This is a genomic window from Ornithinimicrobium cerasi (assembly GCF_003702705.1).
GTDB classification, from domain to species: Bacteria; Actinomycetota; Actinomycetes; order Actinomycetales; family Dermatophilaceae; genus Ornithinicoccus; species Ornithinicoccus cerasi.
This window is the reverse complement of the sequence record NZ_QZMN01000011.1, coordinates 60767-77017: the sequence shown is the minus strand read 5'-3', so window position 1 is coordinate 77017 and position 16251 is coordinate 60767. Positions and strand designations below refer to the sequence as shown.

Genomic DNA, 16251 nt, shown 5'->3' with positions numbered 1-16251 from the left:
GGTGGCGGGGCCCGGCCGTGCCCGCAGCCGGGCGACGTACCCTGGCACCGTGCTGCCCCACCGTCTGCTGCTCGCGCTCTGCGGCGGTGTCGCCCTCCTCCTCGCCTTCCCGGGGTATGACGCGTGGCCGCTCGCCCTCGTCGGCTGCGGCGCGCTGGCGCTGGCCACGGCCGGGGCGTCCGTGCGCGCGGGCCTGCTCGCCGGCTTCCTGCTGGGGCTGGCCTGGTACACCCCGATGTTCACCTGGGCCGGGACCTACGCCGGTCCGCTGCCCTGGCTCGCGATGAGCGTTGCCTCGGCCCTCTACCCCGCTGCGCTCGGGGGCCTGCTCGCCCTCCTGCAGCGCGGGGGATCGGTCCGACCCCTCCTGGGTGCCGCCGCGTGGGTCCTCATGGAGCAGGCCCGTGCCGTGACCCCGTTCGGCGGGTTCCCCTGGGGACGGCTCGGCTTCAGCCAGGCGGACTCCCCGCTGCTCGGCGCGGTCAGCCTCGTCGGCGTGCCCGGTCTGGGCCTCCTCGTCGCGCTGGGCGGCGGCCTGCTGGCGGTGGGGGCGCAACGGCTCCTGGACCCGGGGCGGGCCGACCTGCGGCGGGGCCTGGGCGCCCTCGCGGCGGCCGCGGCGCTGGTCCTCGCCCCGCTCCTCGTGCCCCGCCCGGTCGACGGCGACCCGCTGCAGGTCGCCGCCGTGCAGGGCGACATCCCCGAGGACTTCACCCGGACCCTCACCGCCGAGCCCGGGACGATGCTCGAGCGCTACACCACCATGACCCGGGACCTGGCGACGGAGGTGGCCGCCGGCAGCTCGCCATACCCCGACGTCGTGCTGTGGCCCGAGGGGGCCAGTGACCTCGACCCGCTGCGCCCCGACGGGAGCCCCGCGGCGACGGAGCGCATCACCGGGGCCGTCGACGCGGTCGACGCGCCGGTGGTCCTGGGTGCGGTGTCGCGGCGCGGGGGCGAGGCGCCGCACAACCTCGTGCTCAGCTACCTGCCGGGGGAGGGGCTGGACGAGGTCTACACGAAGGTCTACCTCGCCCCCTTCGGGGAGTTCATGCCGCTGCGCCCGCTGATGCGCCACCTCAGCCCGTGGGTGGACCGGATCACCGACTTCGTCCCCGGCACCGAGGTGGGGGTCGTGGACGTGCCGCTGCGCGACGGACGCACGGTGCGGCTCGGGCTGGGCATCTGCTTCGAGGTCGTCGTCGACCCCGCGATGCGCGACGCCGTCCTCGAGGGCGCCGAGCTGCTGGTCGTGCCGACGAGCAACGCGTGGTTCGGGGAGGGGGATCAGGCCGCCCAGCACATCGCCGCCTCCCGCGTCCGGGCCGTCGAGCACGGCCGCTCCGTCGTGCACGTCAGCAACGTGGGGATATCCGGCCTCATCACGCCCGACGGGGTGGTGCACGAGGGCACGGACCTGTTCACCCAGGACCTCCTGGAAGGTGCGCTGCCGCTGCGGAGCGCCACGACCCCCGCCGTGGTGCTGTCTCCCTGGGTCGCGCCCCTGGCCGCGGCAGCGGTCGTCGCGGCCCTCGTGATGCAGCTCCTGGGACGGCGGAAGGTCACCGTCGCCCCCGTTAGGCTCTCCCGGTGACTCCGCCCGCCCGTGCCGCTCTCGAGCGGATCTGCGTCTGCGTGCCCACCTACAACGAGGTGGGCAACCTCGAGATGATCGTGCGCCGGCTCCGGGCCGCGGTGCCGACGGCGGACGTGCTCGTGCTCGACGACGCCAGCCCCGACGGCACCGGCGCGCTCGCGGACCGCCTCGCGGCCCAGGACCCGCAGGTGACGGTGCTGCACCGTCCCGGCAAGGAGGGACTGGGGCCGGCCTACCTGGCCGGTTTCCGGTGGGCGTGGGAGCGCGGGTACGACGCCGTGGTGCAGATCGACGCGGACGGCTCGCACCAGCCGGAGCAGCTGCCGGACCTGCTGGCCGCGGCGGAGCGTGCCGATGTCGTCATCGGGTCCCGCTGGGTCCCCGGGGGGTCGGTGCACAACTGGCCCGCTCACCGGCGGGCCCTGTCCGTGGGGGCCAACACCTACGCCCGCTACACCCTGGGCATCCCGGTCCGGGACGCGACGGCCGGGTTCCGGGTCTACCGGCTGGAGGCTCTGGCGGGCATGGACACGCACGAGGTCGCCTCCCAGGGGTACTGCTTCCAGGTGGACCTCACCCTCCGCGCCCTGGACCGCGGTCTGACCGTCGTCGAGGTGCCGGTGGCCTTCGTCGAGCGTGAGGTGGGGACCTCGAAGATGAGCGACGCCATCGTGCGCGAGGCGGCGGTGCGCGTGGGTGTGTGGGGCCTGCAGCGGCGCGGTCGCCAGGCGAGGGAACGCCTGGCGTCGCTGCGACGTTTCCCACGGTGGCACCACCTGGAGGAGACCCCGTGACCGCTGGCACCACCACCCGACGCCGACGCCACCCGCTGCGCTGGCTGCTGCTCGCGCTCGTGCTGCTGCCGATCCTGGAGATCGTCGCGCTGGTCGCGGTCGGTCGGAGCATCGGCGTGGGTTGGACGCTGGTCCTGCTGCTCGCCATGGCCCTGGCCGGTGCCTGGCTGGCCCGCCGGGAGACTGGTCGGACCTACCGGTCGCTGCAGCGGGCCCTGGAGTCGGGGCGGATGCCCACGGACGAGGCGACGGACGCGATCCTCGTCATGGTCGGCGGGTTCCTGCTCATCCTGCCGGGGTTCCTGACGGACATCGTCGGCCTGCTCCTGGTCCTGCCCTTCACCCGGCCCACCGCCCGGCGGCTGCTGCAGACCGTGGTGGCGGCCCGCGTTCTCGGGGTTGGCGGCGGCAGCACGCCCGGGCGGCGTCCACCCTCCGCGGGCCCGCCCGGACGAGGTCAGGTGATCGAGGGCGAGGTGGTCTCCGAGACCCCTCCGCCCGGGACGGCCGGCCCGGGGACGGCCCGAACCCTCGAGCCGTAGACCGGCCCGGACCCTCCTGACCGGCGGAGATGACCGGCCGGTAGCGCCGACTGGCGGTGCCCCGCAGGGGCCGCTACCATGAAATGTCACCCACTGTGCTGCGACCGTTCGCGCTGATGTCAGGCGCCGGTCACCGGTGCGTAGCTGCGGCGGGAACACCGTGACCGTGGTGCACGTTGTCACCAGAAGTCACGTCATCCAGACGACCGAACACATTCACCGTGTCTTCGACACGAGGGGAGTACCCATGGCTGAAAGGTCACTGCGCGGCACCAACCTGAGCTGGCTGTCCTTCGAGAGCGACGAGGGTGTGACGTTCAGCGAGCGCAACATCACCCGCTACGTCTGCGCCGACGGGCACGTCAGCGAGCTGCCCTTCTCTGTGGAGGCCGAGGTACCCCCGCTGTGGGAGTGCCGTTGCGGTCTGGACGCGAAGCTGGTCGACGGTCCCGAGCCCGAGCTGAAGCCCACCAAGCACCAGCGCACCCACTGGGACATGCTGCTGGAGCGCCGGTCGATCCCCGAGCTCGAGGAGCTCCTGGAGGAGCGTCTCGAGCTGCTGCGGACCAGCCGCGGCGAGAAGCCGCGCAGGCGCTCCGCCTGAGCTGACGGCATACATCTGCTGCACCCTGACGGCCCCGGACCCTGCGGTCCGGGGCCGTCGGCGTCCGCGGCCTCAGACGATCCGGGGCTGCTCGTTGCCCGCCGCGGCGATGCCCTCCCGCACCCGCACCCGGAGCAGGATCAGCCCGCCGATGACGAAGAAGACGATCGTGATGAGGATCGCCGGTCGGTAGGAACCGGTCAGCTGGAACATCAGCCCGAAGGCCAGGGTGCCGAACCAGCTCGTGCCTCGCTCCATCGCCTGGTAGAAGCTGAAGAACTCCGACTCCCGCCCCTGGGGGACCAGCTGGGAGTAGAGCGAGCGGGAGAGCGCCTGGGTCCCGCCCATCACGGTCCCGATGAGGACCGCGCACACCAGCCAGGTGGTGAAGGCCCCGCGCGGGACGAAGTAGGCGAACGTCACCACGAGCGTCCACATGACGATGCCGCCGAGCACCGTGCGCTTGGCGCCGACCCGCCCCGCGATCGCCCCGAACAGCAGCGCGCCGCCGAACGCGACGAACTGGACCACGAGGATGGTGATGATCATCTGGCTGGTCTCGAAACCCAGCGCCTCGATGCCGTAGAGGCTGGCCGAGGAGATCACGGTCTGGATGCCGTCGTTGAAGAAGAGGTAGGCCAGCAGGAACATCAGGGTCTGCGGGTAGTTGCGCACCTCGCGGAAGGTGTCCCCGAGCTGGGCCAGGGTCCCGCCGACGATCCCGGCGCTGCGGGCGACCGGGACGGCGGTGGTGCCGCGGATGCGCCGCAGCCCCAGGACCGGGATGAGCGTGAAGCCGGCCCACCACAGGCCGGCGGAGAGCAGCGAGAGCCGGATGGCCATCTCGTAGGAGATCCCCAGGTTCTCGTACAGCTGCATCACCCCGAGGTTGATGACGAGCAGGAGACCACCGCCGAGGTAGCCCAGGGCCCACGCCCGGGACGAGACCTTGTCGCGGTCGTCCGGGTGCGCGACGCGGTTCAGCAGGGCGTCGTAGACGACGGTCGAGGCCCCGAAGCACAGGTTGGCGATGACCACGAGGGCGACGCCGAGCTGCCAGTTGGAGCCCTGCAGGAAGAACATCAGCGACGCCGCCGTGGCCCCCGCCCAGGCCAGGCCCCCCAGCAGCCAGGTCGGCCGGGGGTGCCGGTCCGCGACGGCTCCGACGAAGATCAGGACCAGGGCGGAGACGATCGTGGCGAAGGTGATCGTGTAGGGGGCGAGGGAACCCACCGCGATCGGGACCCCGAGGATGCTGAGGTCCTCCGCGCACACCGCGCCCGAGGCCAGTCCGGGGCAGGCGTCCTCCCGGGCCAGCGCGGTGAGGTAGGGGCTGATGAGGACGGTGCCGGTGGTCGTCACGTAGGCCGAGTTGGCCCAGTCGTACCAGCCCCAGGCGCGCTGGTGCGCGCGGGTGCGCTCGACCTGAGGATCGGCGCGGACGACGCTCGACGCGGAAGTCATGGGAGGACTGTCCCACAGCCCCACGGCTCTTCGAGTTGCGGCACGACCCATCTCGGCGGAGGGTGGAGCATCACATCCCCGACAACGAGGAGGACGACACATGGGTCTGGGTGACAAGATCTCGAACGCCGCCGAGGACGCCAAGGGCAAGGCCAAGGAGGCGGCCGGCGACGCCACCGACAACGAGCGTCTGCAGGCCGAGGGCCAGGCGGACCAGTTCAGCGCGGACGTCAAGCAGACGGGCGAGAAGGCGAAGGACGCTTGGAAGGACGCCACCGACCGCTGACGCGCGACGCACCACGAGACAGGCCCGCAGGAGATCTCCTGCGGGCCTGCTCTCGTGCGGGGGCTGCGGTCAGGTCCTCCCCGGGCCGTCCGCCGGGTCGACGTCCGGGGCGGTCCGGCCGGGCGCGGAGGACCCTGCCCCGTCCTCGGGACCCTCGCCGCGGCGCAGACGCGGGCCGAGGAACCGGTCCCGGAGCGACTGCGCGAGGTCCGAGGTCCGCCCCACCATCGCCATCCGCGCCCTTCCCCGCTCGTCCTCGGCGTGCTCGTAGGCCTGGCGCGCCCGCATCCTGAACAGCGGCGCGGCGCCCTCGGCCAGCGCCGCTGCCCGGGCACCCTCGGGGGTGAGGGTGCTGACGTCCTCCGCGCGTTTCTCCCCGGTGCGGAGGTCGAGGTGCTCGCTGACGTAGCGGACCACCGTGACGACGGCGGCGGTCACCGGCACGGCGAGGAACGCGCCGATGATGCCCCAGATCGTGCCGCCGGCGGCGACGACGAGGATGACGAGCGCCGGGTGCAGGTCCATGGCCCGGCTCTGCAGCATGGGGGAGAGGACGTTGCCCTCGATCTGCTGGACGGCCAGCACGATGACCAGCACCCAGACGGCGGTGGTGAAGCCGTTGGACACCAGGGCCACCAGGACGGCGAGCGCCCCCGCCAGCACCGCGCCGACGATGGGGATGAAGCCGGCGAAGAACGTGATGATGGCGAGGACGAACGCCATCGGCACGCCGAGGAAGAGCAGCCCCAGGCCGATGAGGACGGCGTCGACGAACGACACCGCGGCCTGCGCCTTGATGAAGCCGCCGACGGTGCGCCAGACCCGGGCCAGCGCCTCGGTGAGGTGCATCCCGGCCGTCGGGCCGAACGTGCGACGGATCCACGGCCCGAAACGGTTGCCGTCCTTGAGGATGAAGAAGCACAGGACGAGGGTCATGACGAGGGTGACCAGCACCGAGCCGACCGCGGTCACGCCGGTCAGCACGCTCTGCGCGATCCGGCTCGACTGCTCCTGCACCCAGGCGGTGGCCTGGTCCAGGTAGGCGTCGACCTGCTCGCCCTGGAGGTTGAACGGGGGTCCGGCCACCCACTCGCGCAGCACCGTGATGCCCTGGCCGGCCTGCCCGACGATGACCCCCCCCTGGTTCACCACCGACGGCGCGAGGGCCGCCACCACGCCGGAGAAGGCGGCGACGGCGACCACCAGGACGCTCCCGGCGGCAAGACCCGACGGCCAGCGCCGGGCGCGCAGCCACCGGACCACCGGCCAGAGCACCGTGGAGATGAGCACCGCGAGGATGATCGGCAGCACCCCGACCCAGATCTCGCCGATGATGAGGAACAGCACGTAGAGCGCGGCCGCGACCAGCAGGAAGCGCCAGGACCAGGCGGCCGCACCCCGCAGGCCGTCGAGGATGAGCATACCGCGGTCGACGCCCTCGCCGTCGCCCGTCGGGTGGGCGCGTGGTCCCTCCACCTCGATCGGCGGCGTGACCACCTCCACGCCGCCGGGGGTGGGTGGGGGAGGGGGAGGGGCGGTCCGCCCGTCCTGGGCCTGGGTGTCCTGCTGGGTGTCGTCCATGTCCACCTCAGGGTGTCACGTCGGAGGCACCCGGGCGCACCGTGAACGTGCAGGAGACCGTGGCCGTCCCACCGGGGGGGACGACGAGCGACCGGTGCCCGGTGGCGGCCGTCTCCACGCAGACGAACGTCCGCCAGGCGTCGTCGGCCAGGTCGGCCACCTCGGCGCACCGGTCCGCCCCCGGGTTCCAGACCACCGTCTGGGTGGCGCCCCTGGGCCGCAGGTGGAGCTGCCGGACGCCGTCGTCCACGACGATCCCGGCCTCGGCGCCGGAGTCGTAGACCCGGTCGGTCTCCCCGGTGAGGGTGACCGGGCCCCGCTGGGGATGCCGGACGCCGTCGACCTTGTCGAGGTACTCGACCCCGTCCAGGCCCAGGACACGGGTGGCGGTCGCGTCGTCGACGGCCAGGTAGGTGTGCAGCGCCACCTCCGCCCGCAGGCCCGTGCCGGCCGGGTCGGTGACGTCGAGGGCGACCTGCAGCTCACGCGCCGGTCCCTCCGCGCCGGGGCGCAGGCTCACGGCATACCGGAGCGAGAACGGGCCCGGCAGGTGCTCCGCGCCGGGGGAGCCGGCGACGTCCGCCGATGCCAGCTCCCAGGCCCAGACCTCCTCGGCCACGGGCTCGGCGGGCCGCCAGGTGGCCGTGCGGACGAGCCCGTGGGAGGGGGAGAGCTGCCCGTCCGGGCCGGCCGCGAACCACGGGAAGCAGATCGGGATCCCCCCTCGCAGCGGCGCCGACCCGTCGAGCACCGCGCGCTCGCTGAGCCAGACGACCGGCTCGCCGTCCAGCTCCCAGGTGGCGAGGGTGGCGCCCAGGTCGTAGGCGACAAGGCGGGAACCGTCGACGTCGTGGACGCGGGGCGTCAGCGTGGTCATGCCCTCCAGGCTAGGGCCCGCGTGCGACAGTTGCGCCCATGACCGCACCTCCCGGACCGCTCGCGTGGGTGAGCTGGCTGAGGGTGGTCGCGGTGCTCGGCGTGGTGATGATCCACACGGTGGGTGCCACCGCGTCCGGCCCGGGCTCGACGACGACCGTGGACGGCTGGGTGGCCAGGGCGCTGGACCTGCCGTTCCTGTGGGCGGTGCCGGTCTTCGTGATGCTCTCGGGCGCGCTGTCGCTCGACCCTGAGCGGTACCGGGGGAGCGGCGCCTACCTGCGCCGCCGTGCCTGGCGCCTCGTGCCCGGACTGGTCGTCTGGCACGTCGTCTACGTGGCCTACCTGTCGCTGACGCGCGAGGGCTGGTGGCAGGGCCTGGGGCCCGTCCTCGCCCGGGTCGTGCAGGGGCAGGTGGCCCCGCACCTGTACTTCTTCTGGATCGTGCTGGGGCTGTCGCTGCTGACGCCGTTGCTCGTGCCGTGGGTCGCGCGGTCTGGCCGCCGGGAGTGGGTGGTGGCCGCCCTCGCCGCGTATGCCGTGCCGGTGCTGTCGACGTGGCCGCTGGGGTCCGACGGGGCACGGGTCGGTCTGAGCCACGCCGCGTGGTCGTGGTGGCTTCCCTACCTCGGCGCGTACCTCATGGGGTGGGCGCTGCGCGGCGTGACCCTTCCCCGCCGGTCGGTCGTCCCCGCGCTGGGGCTCGCGGTCGGTCTGTCGGCGCTGCTGACGTGGCAGTGGCGCAACGAGGACGCGCCCGGCTGGCTGGAGCAGTGGTCCGGCGCGCACTACTACAGCCTCACGGTCGCGGTGCTGTCGGTGCTGGTGCTGCTGCTCGCCCAGACGCTCCTGCGGCCGGACGGGGCCCTGCGGGCGCTCACCCGTCCGAGTCTGCTCCGCGCCGTGGATGCGGTGGCGGGAGCCAGCATGGGGATCTTCGCCATGCACTACCTCGTGCTGCTGGTCGGCATCGACACCGGGTGGCTGGGGGAACCGGTGTCGACGTGGCCGGTGCTGCTCGTCCGCTTCGCGGTGGTCAGCGTGGTGACCACGGCGCTGGTGCTGGTGCTGCGCCGGGTGCCCGTCGTCCGGCAGGTGCTGTGAGGGCCGCAGCACAGGACTCACGGCGGGGGCGGCTGGCCAGGGCCCTCCAGCTCGACCCGCCGGAGCAGCGTCGCCTCCACCTCGTAGCGGGACGCCCGGGCACCCTGGGCCGCGAAGAACCGCCGTCGCAGCGCACCGGTCACCTCGACCCCCTGCCCCGGTGCCAGGCCCACGGCGGTCCTGCGGGTCCGGGCGGACCAGCAGGCCACGTCCAGGGTGTCGACCTGCGTCCGCCCCGAGTCGCCCCTGCGCGGGGGGCGTGGCACGACGAGCCGCAGCTGGACCAGCTCGTCACCGCTGGGCAGCTCCCGGCACGACGGTTCCCCGCTGACCCGCCCCACCAGGTGCACCTCGTTGGCCGGTGCCGCCGTTCTCTTCGCCATCGTCGAAGCCTGCCGGGGTGACGAGCGCTTCGGGCTGTTCCCCCGCGCATCTGTGGACGGTCGCCCCGCGCGCGCCGGGGGTGTGGACAGCCCCACGCGTCTACGGCACGTCCTAGACAGGCGGCGCCCGGGCAGTCGACACAACGCCGATAAGTCACATTATGTAAAGTATCGTCTGATCTCGGGACGGCGCCACCCTGGACGAGCGCCCCCCTTGAGCAAGTATCCCGTGCAGGTCTCGGGCCTATCGTCGGTCGGCGTCCGCGCGGTGCTCGATAGCCATGATGGTCAGGTGGAACGACCGACCGCGCCGACCCACGCCCGGGATGCGGCCCGGTCGCTGCAGCCCTACGGTCGGGGACATGGACGACATCCTCAGCACCCACCCGGACAAGGACACCTTCGACCTCCCCCAGCTCCGTGCCGCCATCGACGCGGCCAGCCGCTGCGCCTCCACCTGCGCCACCTGCGCCGACGCCTGCCTGCACGGCGAGCACGTCGAGCACATGGTCCGCTGCATCGACCTCGACACCCAGTGCGCCGCCATCTGCCGCACGACCGCCGAGGTCCTGTCCCGGCCCGGTCCCAACGGGGACTCGTGGCGCGCGATCGTCGAGGCCTGCATCGCCGTGTGCCGGGAGTGCGCCGCCGAGTGCGAGCAGCACGACCACGACCACTGCCAGATGTGCGCCCGGGACTGCACGGCCTGCGCGGACGCCTGTCAGGCGCTCCTCGACGCCGCCGACTGAGAGACCGGGGTCGGCCCGCCGCGCAGCGCGCCACGCCTACGGTGAGCCGATCACCTGGACCGCGACGATCTTGACGATGATGCCCAGGGCGAAGAGCGCGGCATAGCCGGCGTCCAGCCGTTCGTCCACCACCCGACCGTTCGCGAAGGCGAGGATCGCGGGCTGCCCCACGAACCCCGACAGGCCCCCTGCGGTCCTGGCGGGGCTGATGCCCACCACCCGGCCGACCCCGACGAGCAGCACCGCCCCCACGCCGACGACCACCGCGGCGAGCACAGCCGTCCGCAGGCCCACGAGCGAGAACACCGACGACGCGAAGGCCTGGCCAGCCGTCAGCCCGGTCGCCCCGAGGAAGAGCAGCAGCCCCAGCTGCCGGATGGTCAGGTTGGCGGGCCCCGGCAGCCCCCAGACCAGCGGGCCGGTGCGCTCGAGCCGGCCCAGCACCATACCGACGACCAGCGGTCCGGCCGCCGAGCCCAGCGCGAGGGTGAGTCCGCCCGGAAGCGGGACGGTCACCAGTCCGAGGAGCAGCCCGAGCGCCAGGCCGACCGCGAGCGAGAACGCGTCGACCTCGCTGATCCGCCGCTCGGAGTCGCCGAGGAACGCCGAGACCTCTCCCATCCGGCCGCGGGGGACGACGACGCGGACCCGGTCACCGAGCTCGAGCGGCAGGTCCTCGTGCGCCAGCAGGTCGAGGTCCCCGCGGCGCACGCGGGTGACGACGCCCTGGAACCGGCCCGGGAGGTCGAGCTCCCCCACCGTCCGACCGGCCACGTCGCGGCTGGAGACGACGAAGCGGCGGTAGTCGACCTCGCTGCGGTCGTGCGCCAGGTGCTGGTCGACCCGTCGGCCCAGGTGTTCCGTCGCGACCCGCACCGGCTCCCTCGGCCCGATGACGACGACCCGGTCCCCCAGCCGCAGCTGCTCGTCCTCGCCCGCCACGCGGGTACGGCCGTCCCGACGCAGGTAGGAGAAGCGCACGGTCCCGTCCCGGAACCCGGGCACGTCGGCGAGCGGCCCCGGGCGGAGGACCTCGACGCTGATGTCCACGAGACCCACCCCAGCAGCCGGCGGCCTGTCGCGCGGGGCCGGCCAGGACCGGCCGAGCACGACCGCCACCACGAGGATGGTCACGACGACGCCGACAGGGTAGGAGATGGCGTAGCCGACGGCGGGCTCCTGGTTGCCGGCACGCGACACCGCCGCGGCGAGCGCGGGCGTCGAGGTGAGCGCGCCGGCGAACGCGCCGGACGCCAGCTCGGGCGTGAGCCCGAGGACCCCCGCCAGCCCCCGCGTCAGCGCGGCGAGCAGGCCGAGCACGGCGACCGCCCCGACCATGAGCGGTAGCTGCCGACGCAGGTCGCGGAAGAACCCGCTCCCCGCGGCGATCCCGACGGTGTAGACGAACAGCCCCAGCCCCAGCGTCTGCACCAGGCCGAGCCCCTCCCCCAGCCTCGGGTCGAGCGCGCCGACCCCGAGGCCGACGAAGAGCGCGCCGGCGGGCCCGAAACGCACCGGGCCGAAGGGGATCATCCCCACGACCGTGCCGAGCGCGAGGACGACCATGATCGTCAGCAGGGGCGTGGCCGCCAGCACGTCGAGCATGGGACACATGGTCCCACCCGTCACCGGGCCCGGAGGTGGGCCACGATCATCCTCGAGGATGACGCGGAAGCCTCGCGAGGTGACGACAGGTATCTGCGCAGACGGTTGAGTGTCTGTACGCAGGGATGCCCGCCCGGGCCCCGACACTTCACGCAGGAGGAACCCATGTCCCGCTCCACGCTCGTCCGTCGCGGCCTCGTCGCCGGGACGGCCGCCGTCGCCGCCGTCGCCCTCGGTGCCGGCCCCGCGCTGGCCCACCACTGCTTCGTGCCGATGTACAGCCTGAACGGTCCGAGCTCGCCCAACTGGTTCGTGGCGACCGCCGAGCTCGGGGCCGCCGACATCGGCGGTTTCACCACGGACTGCGACGAGGCGCGCGACGCCGGCTACGCGGCGCTCCGGGACGCCGAGCTGCCCGTGGGCATCAAGATCTTCGGCAAGATGACGATCGGCGACCCCAAGGGCGAGGGTCGGATGAACCCGAACGGTGCGAACGGCAAGGGTCTGGAGTACTTCGAGGCCGGCTCAGGACTGCCGTTCCAGATGATCGAGACCTACATCGCCGCCGCCAGCACCGTCGACTGCGGCCTCTGACGCGTCTCCACCGTGCGTCACGGACGCGGCCCCGTCGGCACCCGGCCGGCGGGGCCGCACCGCGTCCGCTCCCCCGCCACCTACCCTGTCCGGTATGGCGACCCTCTTCAGCAAGATCATCGACGGGCAGATCCCCGGGCAGGTCGTCTGGTCCGACGACGTCTGCGCCGCGTTCCTCGACCTGGAGCCCCTGACGCCGGGCCACGCCCTCGTCGTCCCCCGTGCGGAGGTCGACCACTGGATCGACCTGGACACCGCCACGGTGTCCCACCTGCTCGACGTGGCCGCCCGTCTCGGGCGCGCCCAGCTGGAGGCCTTCGGCGGCGAGCGGGTCGGCCTCATCGTCCAGGGGTTCGAGGTGCCGCACGCCCACGTCCACGTCTTCGCCGCCCGGGGGCCCGGGGACTTCGACCTCGCGGCCCGCTCACGACGCTCCCCCGAGGAGCTGGCGGCCGACGCCGAGGCGCTGCGCGCCGCGCTGGGCCCGGTGGCCGGATGAGCGGTCAGCCACCGCACCCGGAGGACTACCACCGGGAGATGTACGACTGGGACGAGGACGAGCGTCTGGACCGCCCCGAGGCACACAGCCGCGGGCTCGACTTCGGCCTGCTCGTGCTCCGCCTGGCCACGCTGCTGCTCGTCCCGCACGGGGTGCACAAGCTCCTCGACATGTCCGCGTTCACCCGGAGCGTGGCGGACAACGTCGTGGGGGCGGTCGCCCCGGAGCTGGTCGCCTGGCTGGTGGCCCTCGGACAGGTGGGACTGCCCGTCCTGCTCGCCGTTGGTCTGTTCACGCGACCGGCCGCCTTCCTCGCCGCCGCGCTGATGGCGGGCATCTGGGCGCTGGCGGTGGTGACCCGGTTCGACTACACCCTCCTCACCCCCACCGGCGGGCTCACGGGCGAGAACGCCCTGCTGCTCGTCGGTCTCACCCTCCCGCTCACCTTCACGGGGGCAGGTCGCTGGTCCCTGGACTCGATGCGGACGGACGGTCGTCCCTGACCGGCCTAGGCTCTCCCCGTGCAGTGCGACTACTTCGACGCCGGGGCGTGCCGCTCCTGCACCCTCATGGGGACCGGGTATGCCGCTCAGCTCGCCGCGAAGAGTGCCCGGGTCCGCGCCCTGCTCGGCCCCGCCGTCCCGCCCTCGGCCTGGCTGCCGCCGCAGGCGAACGCCGAGTCCGGCTTCCGCAACAGGGCCAAGCTCGCGGTCGGAGGACGGCGGGGCGCGCCGACGCTGGGGATCCTGGACCCGCTGGGCCGGGGGGTGGACCTTCGGCACTGCGGCCTGCACGAGCCCGGGCTGGCGCAGGCGGTGCCCGTCGTCGCCGGCCTGGTCGCAGCCTGCGGCCTGACCCCCTACGACGTGCCCGCCCGGCAGGGTGAGCTCAAGCACGTCCTCCTCACCTGGTCCCCGGACGCCGAGCTGATGGCGCGCTTCGTCCTGCGCTCCCCCGGCCAGCTCCCGCGGGTCCGCGAGCTCGTGCCCGCGCTGCACGCCGCCGTGCCCGGCACCCGGGTCGTCAGCGTCAACGTGCAGCCGGAGCACAAGGCGGTGCTCGAGGGACCCGAGGAGATCGTGCTCACCGAGGCCGACACGCTGCCCATGCGCGTCAACGGCATCCGCCTGCACCTGCGCACCCGCAGCTTCTTCCAGACCAGCACCGCGGTGGCCGCCGCCCTCTACCGGCAGGCCCGCGACTGGGCGGAGGAGATCCGACCGTCCACCGTCCTCGACCTCTACTGCGGCGTGGGCGGGTTCGCCCTGCACCTCGCGGGGCCCGGGCGGCAGGTGGTGGGGATCGAGGTGTCCCCCGAGGCGGTGCTCAGCGCGAGGACCTCCGCCCGGGAGCTGGGCGCGGCGGCGACGTTCGAGGTCGGCGACGCGACGGCATACCTGCGTGACCGGCCCGCTCCCGACCTGGTCGTGGTCAACCCGCCCCGACGGGGCGTCGGGCCCCTCGCGGACCGGCTCGAGGCGAGCGCCGTCGAGCACCTGGTCTACTCCAGCTGCTCCCCGGCCTCGCTCGCCGCCGACCTGCGGCGGATGCCCTCGCTGCGCGTCGAGCGGGCGCGCCTCTTCGACATGTTCCCGCAGACGGACCACTGCGAGGTGATGGTCCGGCTGCGTCGGGTCTGACCCGCGCCCGGGACCGGGGGACGGCCCTGCTTGAATGGCTGTGGACGAGCGTCCTCGTCCTGACGACGACAAGGTGGTCCGCAGATGCCCAACACGTTCGACGCCGTGCCCGACCTGCCCAGCGAGCGCAGCACGACGTTCCTGCCCATGGACCGGCCCCAGGAGCGCCTCGAGCACTTCATCAAGGAGTCCAAGCTGCAGCGAGGCTCGCTGCGCTGGGAGGACGGCTACACGATCCCGTTCCGTGAGGGCGGGTCGGTCCGGATCCGGGTGAATGCGGGTGAGGGGGTCGAGGAGGGGCTGCGCTTCCACATCAAGGCCCCGACCGTGGAGCGCCGCGAGCACATCGAGCAGGTCATCACCGAGCAGGCCGTCACTGACTTCGGCGTCGACCACGTCGAGCTGGAGTGGACCGCGGAGGCGGAGCCCCGGGGCTGAGACCCGTCGCGACCCGGCCTGCCCTCAGAGGAACGGCGCCGGGTCGCCCGAACCGACCCGGACGACCTCGGCGTACCCCTCGGACAGGTCCACGACCGTGGTCGGCTCCTGACCGGACTGGTCACCGTCGACGACCACGTCGACGACGTGGTCCAGCCGCTCCTTGACCTCCCAGCCGAAGCTCAGCGGCTCCTCGTCGCCGGGCAGCAGGAGGGTGCTCGTGAGCAGCGGCTCCCCCATCGCCTCCAGCAGCGCCTGGCAGACCCGGTCGTCGGGGATACGGACGCCGACGGTCTTCTTGCGCGGGTGCAGCACCCGTCGCGGCACCTCACGGGTGGCCGGCAGGATGAAGGTGTAGCGACCGGGGGTGGCTGCCTTGACGGCGCGGAAGACCGCGTTGTCGAGCTGCACGAGCTGGCCCAGCTGGGCGAAGTCGGCGCACATGAGGGTGAAGTGGTGGTGGTCGTCGAGGGCCCGGATCTCGATGATGCGCCTCTTGGCGTCCGGGTCACCCAGCCGGGCGCCGAGCGTGTAGCACGCGTCCGTCGGGAACGCCGCCAGCCCACCCTCGCGCAGCACCGTAGCGACCTGCTCGACGAGCCTCGGCTGGGGGTCCACCGGGTGGATGTCGACGAAGCGCGCCATGGCGTCACTGTAGCGACCGGCCGGCGGCTCAGGGGGCCAGCAGGAAGCGACGCAGCACCTGGGCGAAGACCTCCGGCTTCTGGGAGTGCACCCAGTGCGTCGCGCCCTTGACCGTCACCCTCCGGGTCTGCGGGAAGAGCCGCCGCATGAGCGGCTCCTGCTCGTCGCTCACGTAGTCGGACTCGGCGCCGGCGACCCAGAGCACCGGTCCGTCGAAGGAGGAGTCGCCGCCGACGTGCGGGATGTCGCCCGTGATGGTCGCCAGGTCACGCAGGAGCAGGTCGAGGTTCGGCTGCCAGGCCAGGTCGCCCGCCCGGTCGGGGCGCAGGTTCTGCAGGAGGAACCCGCGCAGCGTGGGCTGGGGGACCTCAACCGCGAGCAGCCGGTCCGCGTCCCCGAGGCTGCCCACCTGGGACAGGTCGAGGCGGGAGAGCGCCCCCAGCAGGTGCTCGAACTCGCCGACCTCGCCGGTCCCGCCGGGGCTGACGTCCTCCACCACGAGACGGTCGACGAGCTCGGGGTGGTCGAGGGCGAGCGTCATCGCCGTCTTGCCACCCATCGAGTGCCCCACCACGTGCACCGGCCCCTCGGCTGCCACGCCAGCCCGCAGGTGCCGGGCCACGGCGGCCGCCATCTCGCCGTAGTCGACCCGCTCGGTCCACGCCGACCGGCCGTGGTTCGGCAGGTCCACGAGCAGGGCACGGGCGTCCGGCTGGAGCGCCCTGGCCGCGGTGCCGAAGTTGCGACCCCGCCCGAAGAGACCGTGCAGGAAGACCACCACCGGGCCCTGCTCGCCCACCAGGGTGCTGTGCAGTCCGTCCTCGCTCACGGCAGGAGCCTACGGGGGGAC

Annotated in this window: 19 protein-coding genes; 12 read left to right on the top strand and 7 right to left on the bottom strand. The window is 73.3% G+C overall.

What is annotated here, in order from left to right; genetic code table 11:
• Nucleotides 1-49: 49 nt before the first annotated feature.
• From lnt to D4B81_RS13340, 4 genes are all read left to right on the top strand, one after another.
• Complete coding sequence (gene lnt / locus D4B81_RS13355; protein WP_122263148.1) at nt 50-1594, top strand: apolipoprotein N-acyltransferase; 1545 nt, start codon at nt 50-52, stop codon at nt 1592-1594.
• Nucleotides 1591-2391, top strand: a complete 801-nt coding sequence (locus D4B81_RS13350) for a polyprenol monophosphomannose synthase (protein WP_237565992.1) — start codon at nt 1591-1593, stop codon at nt 2389-2391. Before lnt ends, D4B81_RS13350 begins: the two co-directional genes overlap by 4 nt.
• A complete protein-coding gene (locus tag D4B81_RS13345) occupies nt 2388-2933 on the top strand; it encodes an FxsA family protein (RefSeq protein ID WP_122263091.1) in 546 nt (181 codons plus the stop codon). The genes D4B81_RS13350 and D4B81_RS13345 overlap by 4 nt, the downstream gene beginning before the upstream one ends.
• Nucleotides 2934-3180: 247 nt before the next feature.
• The gene (locus tag D4B81_RS13340; RefSeq protein ID WP_097187468.1) at nt 3181-3537 is read left to right on the top strand and encodes an RNA polymerase-binding protein RbpA; all 357 of its coding nucleotides are present in this window, start codon (nt 3181-3183) and stop codon (nt 3535-3537) included.
• 72 nt (nt 3538-3609) lie between these two features.
• Here D4B81_RS13340 and D4B81_RS13335 read toward each other — a convergent pair whose 3' ends face one another.
• On the bottom strand, nt 3610-5001 hold the full coding sequence (locus D4B81_RS13335) for an MFS transporter (protein WP_122263090.1): 1392 nt from the start codon (nt 4999-5001) through the stop codon (nt 3610-3612).
• A gap of 100 nt (nt 5002-5101) precedes the next feature.
• Between D4B81_RS13335 and D4B81_RS13330 the strand changes: the two genes are divergently transcribed.
• Entirely contained in the window at nt 5102-5287 is a 186-nt protein-coding gene (locus D4B81_RS13330) for a CsbD family protein (protein ID WP_097187466.1), read from the top strand.
• A gap of 69 nt (nt 5288-5356) precedes the next feature.
• On the opposite strand, the gene D4B81_RS13325 is transcribed toward D4B81_RS13330, so the two are convergent.
• Nucleotides 5357-6868, bottom strand: coding sequence for an AI-2E family transporter (locus D4B81_RS13325; protein WP_122263146.1), 1512 nt, complete (start codon nt 6866-6868; stop codon nt 5357-5359).
• A 7-nt stretch (nt 6869-6875) separates the two neighbouring features.
• Nucleotides 6876-7745 carry an aldose epimerase family protein gene (locus D4B81_RS13320; protein WP_122263089.1) on the bottom strand — a complete coding sequence of 290 codons (870 nt, stop codon included), beginning with the start codon at nt 7743-7745 and terminating at the stop codon, nt 6876-6878.
• 38 nt (nt 7746-7783) lie between these two features.
• On the opposite strand from D4B81_RS13320, the gene D4B81_RS13315 reads away from it, so the two are divergent.
• Entirely contained in the window at nt 7784-8848 is a 1065-nt protein-coding gene (locus D4B81_RS13315; protein ID WP_122263088.1) for an acyltransferase, read from the top strand.
• A gap of 17 nt (nt 8849-8865) precedes the next feature.
• Here D4B81_RS13315 and D4B81_RS13310 read toward each other — a convergent pair whose 3' ends face one another.
• On the bottom strand, nt 8866-9231 hold the full coding sequence (locus tag D4B81_RS13310; protein ID WP_122263087.1) for a single-stranded DNA-binding protein: 366 nt from the start codon (nt 9229-9231) through the stop codon (nt 8866-8868).
• Between the two features lie 362 nt (nt 9232-9593).
• On the opposite strand from D4B81_RS13310, the gene D4B81_RS13305 reads away from it, so the two are divergent.
• The gene (locus D4B81_RS13305) at nt 9594-9980 is read left to right on the top strand and encodes a four-helix bundle copper-binding protein (protein ID WP_122263086.1); all 387 of its coding nucleotides are present in this window, start codon (nt 9594-9596) and stop codon (nt 9978-9980) included.
• 36 nt (nt 9981-10016) lie between these two features.
• Here D4B81_RS13305 and D4B81_RS13300 read toward each other — a convergent pair whose 3' ends face one another.
• Nucleotides 10017-11585 (bottom strand): aspartate:alanine exchanger family transporter, encoded by a 1569-nt coding sequence (locus D4B81_RS13300; protein ID WP_122263085.1) that lies wholly within the window; start codon nt 11583-11585, stop codon nt 10017-10019.
• 165 nt (nt 11586-11750) lie between these two features.
• On the opposite strand from D4B81_RS13300, the gene D4B81_RS13295 reads away from it, so the two are divergent.
• From D4B81_RS13295 to D4B81_RS13275, 5 genes are all read left to right on the top strand, one after another.
• Complete coding sequence (locus tag D4B81_RS13295; protein WP_122263084.1) at nt 11751-12179, top strand: hypothetical protein; 429 nt, start codon at nt 11751-11753, stop codon at nt 12177-12179.
• Nucleotides 12180-12273: 94 nt separating this feature from the next.
• The gene (locus D4B81_RS13290; RefSeq protein WP_122263083.1) at nt 12274-12678 is read left to right on the top strand and encodes an HIT family protein; all 405 of its coding nucleotides are present in this window, start codon (nt 12274-12276) and stop codon (nt 12676-12678) included.
• Nucleotides 12675-13181, top strand: a complete 507-nt coding sequence (locus D4B81_RS13285; protein ID WP_122263082.1) for a DoxX family protein — start codon at nt 12675-12677, stop codon at nt 13179-13181. Before D4B81_RS13290 ends, D4B81_RS13285 begins: the two co-directional genes overlap by 4 nt.
• An 18-nt stretch (nt 13182-13199) precedes the next feature.
• Nucleotides 13200-14318 (top strand): methyltransferase domain-containing protein, encoded by a 1119-nt coding sequence (locus D4B81_RS13280; protein ID WP_122263081.1) that lies wholly within the window; start codon nt 13200-13202, stop codon nt 14316-14318.
• 84 nt (nt 14319-14402) lie between these two features.
• A complete protein-coding gene (locus D4B81_RS13275; RefSeq protein WP_122263080.1) occupies nt 14403-14756 on the top strand; it encodes a hypothetical protein in 354 nt (117 codons plus the stop codon).
• 24 nt (nt 14757-14780) lie between these two features.
• On the opposite strand, the gene D4B81_RS13270 is transcribed toward D4B81_RS13275, so the two are convergent.
• Together D4B81_RS13270 and D4B81_RS13265 are read right to left on the bottom strand one after the other, a co-directional pair.
• Complete coding sequence (locus D4B81_RS13270; RefSeq protein ID WP_122263079.1) at nt 14781-15401, bottom strand: L-threonylcarbamoyladenylate synthase; 621 nt, start codon at nt 15399-15401, stop codon at nt 14781-14783.
• Nucleotides 15402-15429: 28 nt separating this feature from the next.
• Nucleotides 15430-16230 (bottom strand): alpha/beta fold hydrolase, encoded by an 801-nt coding sequence (locus D4B81_RS13265; protein ID WP_122263078.1) that lies wholly within the window; start codon nt 16228-16230, stop codon nt 15430-15432.
• Between the last annotated feature and the right edge of the window lie 21 nt (nt 16231-16251).

Excerpts from the sequence above, each read along its gene's own strand:
- D4B81_RS13315 (WP_122263088.1), top strand. The coding sequence starts at position 7,784 with ATGACCGCACCTCCCGGACCGCTCGCGTGGGTGAGCTGGCTGAGGGTG.
- D4B81_RS13295 (WP_122263084.1), top strand. The coding sequence starts at position 11,751 with ATGTCCCGCTCCACGCTCGTCCGTCGCGGCCTCGTCGCCGGGACGGCC.
- D4B81_RS13330 (WP_097187466.1), top strand. The coding sequence starts at position 5,102 with ATGGGTCTGGGTGACAAGATCTCGAACGCCGCCGAGGACGCCAAGGGC.
- D4B81_RS13290 (WP_122263083.1), top strand. The coding sequence starts at position 12,274 with ATGGCGACCCTCTTCAGCAAGATCATCGACGGGCAGATCCCCGGGCAG.
- D4B81_RS13300 (WP_122263085.1), bottom strand. The coding sequence starts at position 11,585 with ATGCTCGACGTGCTGGCGGCCACGCCCCTGCTGACGATCATGGTCGTC.
- D4B81_RS13335 (WP_122263090.1), bottom strand. The coding sequence starts at position 5,001 with ATGACTTCCGCGTCGAGCGTCGTCCGCGCCGATCCTCAGGTCGAGCGC.
- D4B81_RS13310 (WP_122263087.1), bottom strand. The coding sequence starts at position 9,231 with ATGGCGAAGAGAACGGCGGCACCGGCCAACGAGGTGCACCTGGTGGGG.
- D4B81_RS13275 (WP_122263080.1), top strand. The coding sequence starts at position 14,403 with ATGCCCAACACGTTCGACGCCGTGCCCGACCTGCCCAGCGAGCGCAGC.
- D4B81_RS13305 (WP_122263086.1), top strand. The coding sequence starts at position 9,594 with ATGGACGACATCCTCAGCACCCACCCGGACAAGGACACCTTCGACCTC.
- D4B81_RS13270 (WP_122263079.1), bottom strand. The coding sequence starts at position 15,401 with ATGGCGCGCTTCGTCGACATCCACCCGGTGGACCCCCAGCCGAGGCTC.
- D4B81_RS13320 (WP_122263089.1), bottom strand. The coding sequence starts at position 7,745 with ATGACCACGCTGACGCCCCGCGTCCACGACGTCGACGGTTCCCGCCTT.
- D4B81_RS13340 (WP_097187468.1), top strand. The coding sequence starts at position 3,181 with ATGGCTGAAAGGTCACTGCGCGGCACCAACCTGAGCTGGCTGTCCTTC.
- D4B81_RS13325 (WP_122263146.1), bottom strand. The coding sequence starts at position 6,868 with ATGGACGACACCCAGCAGGACACCCAGGCCCAGGACGGGCGGACCGCC.
- D4B81_RS13285 (WP_122263082.1), top strand. The coding sequence starts at position 12,675 with ATGAGCGGTCAGCCACCGCACCCGGAGGACTACCACCGGGAGATGTAC.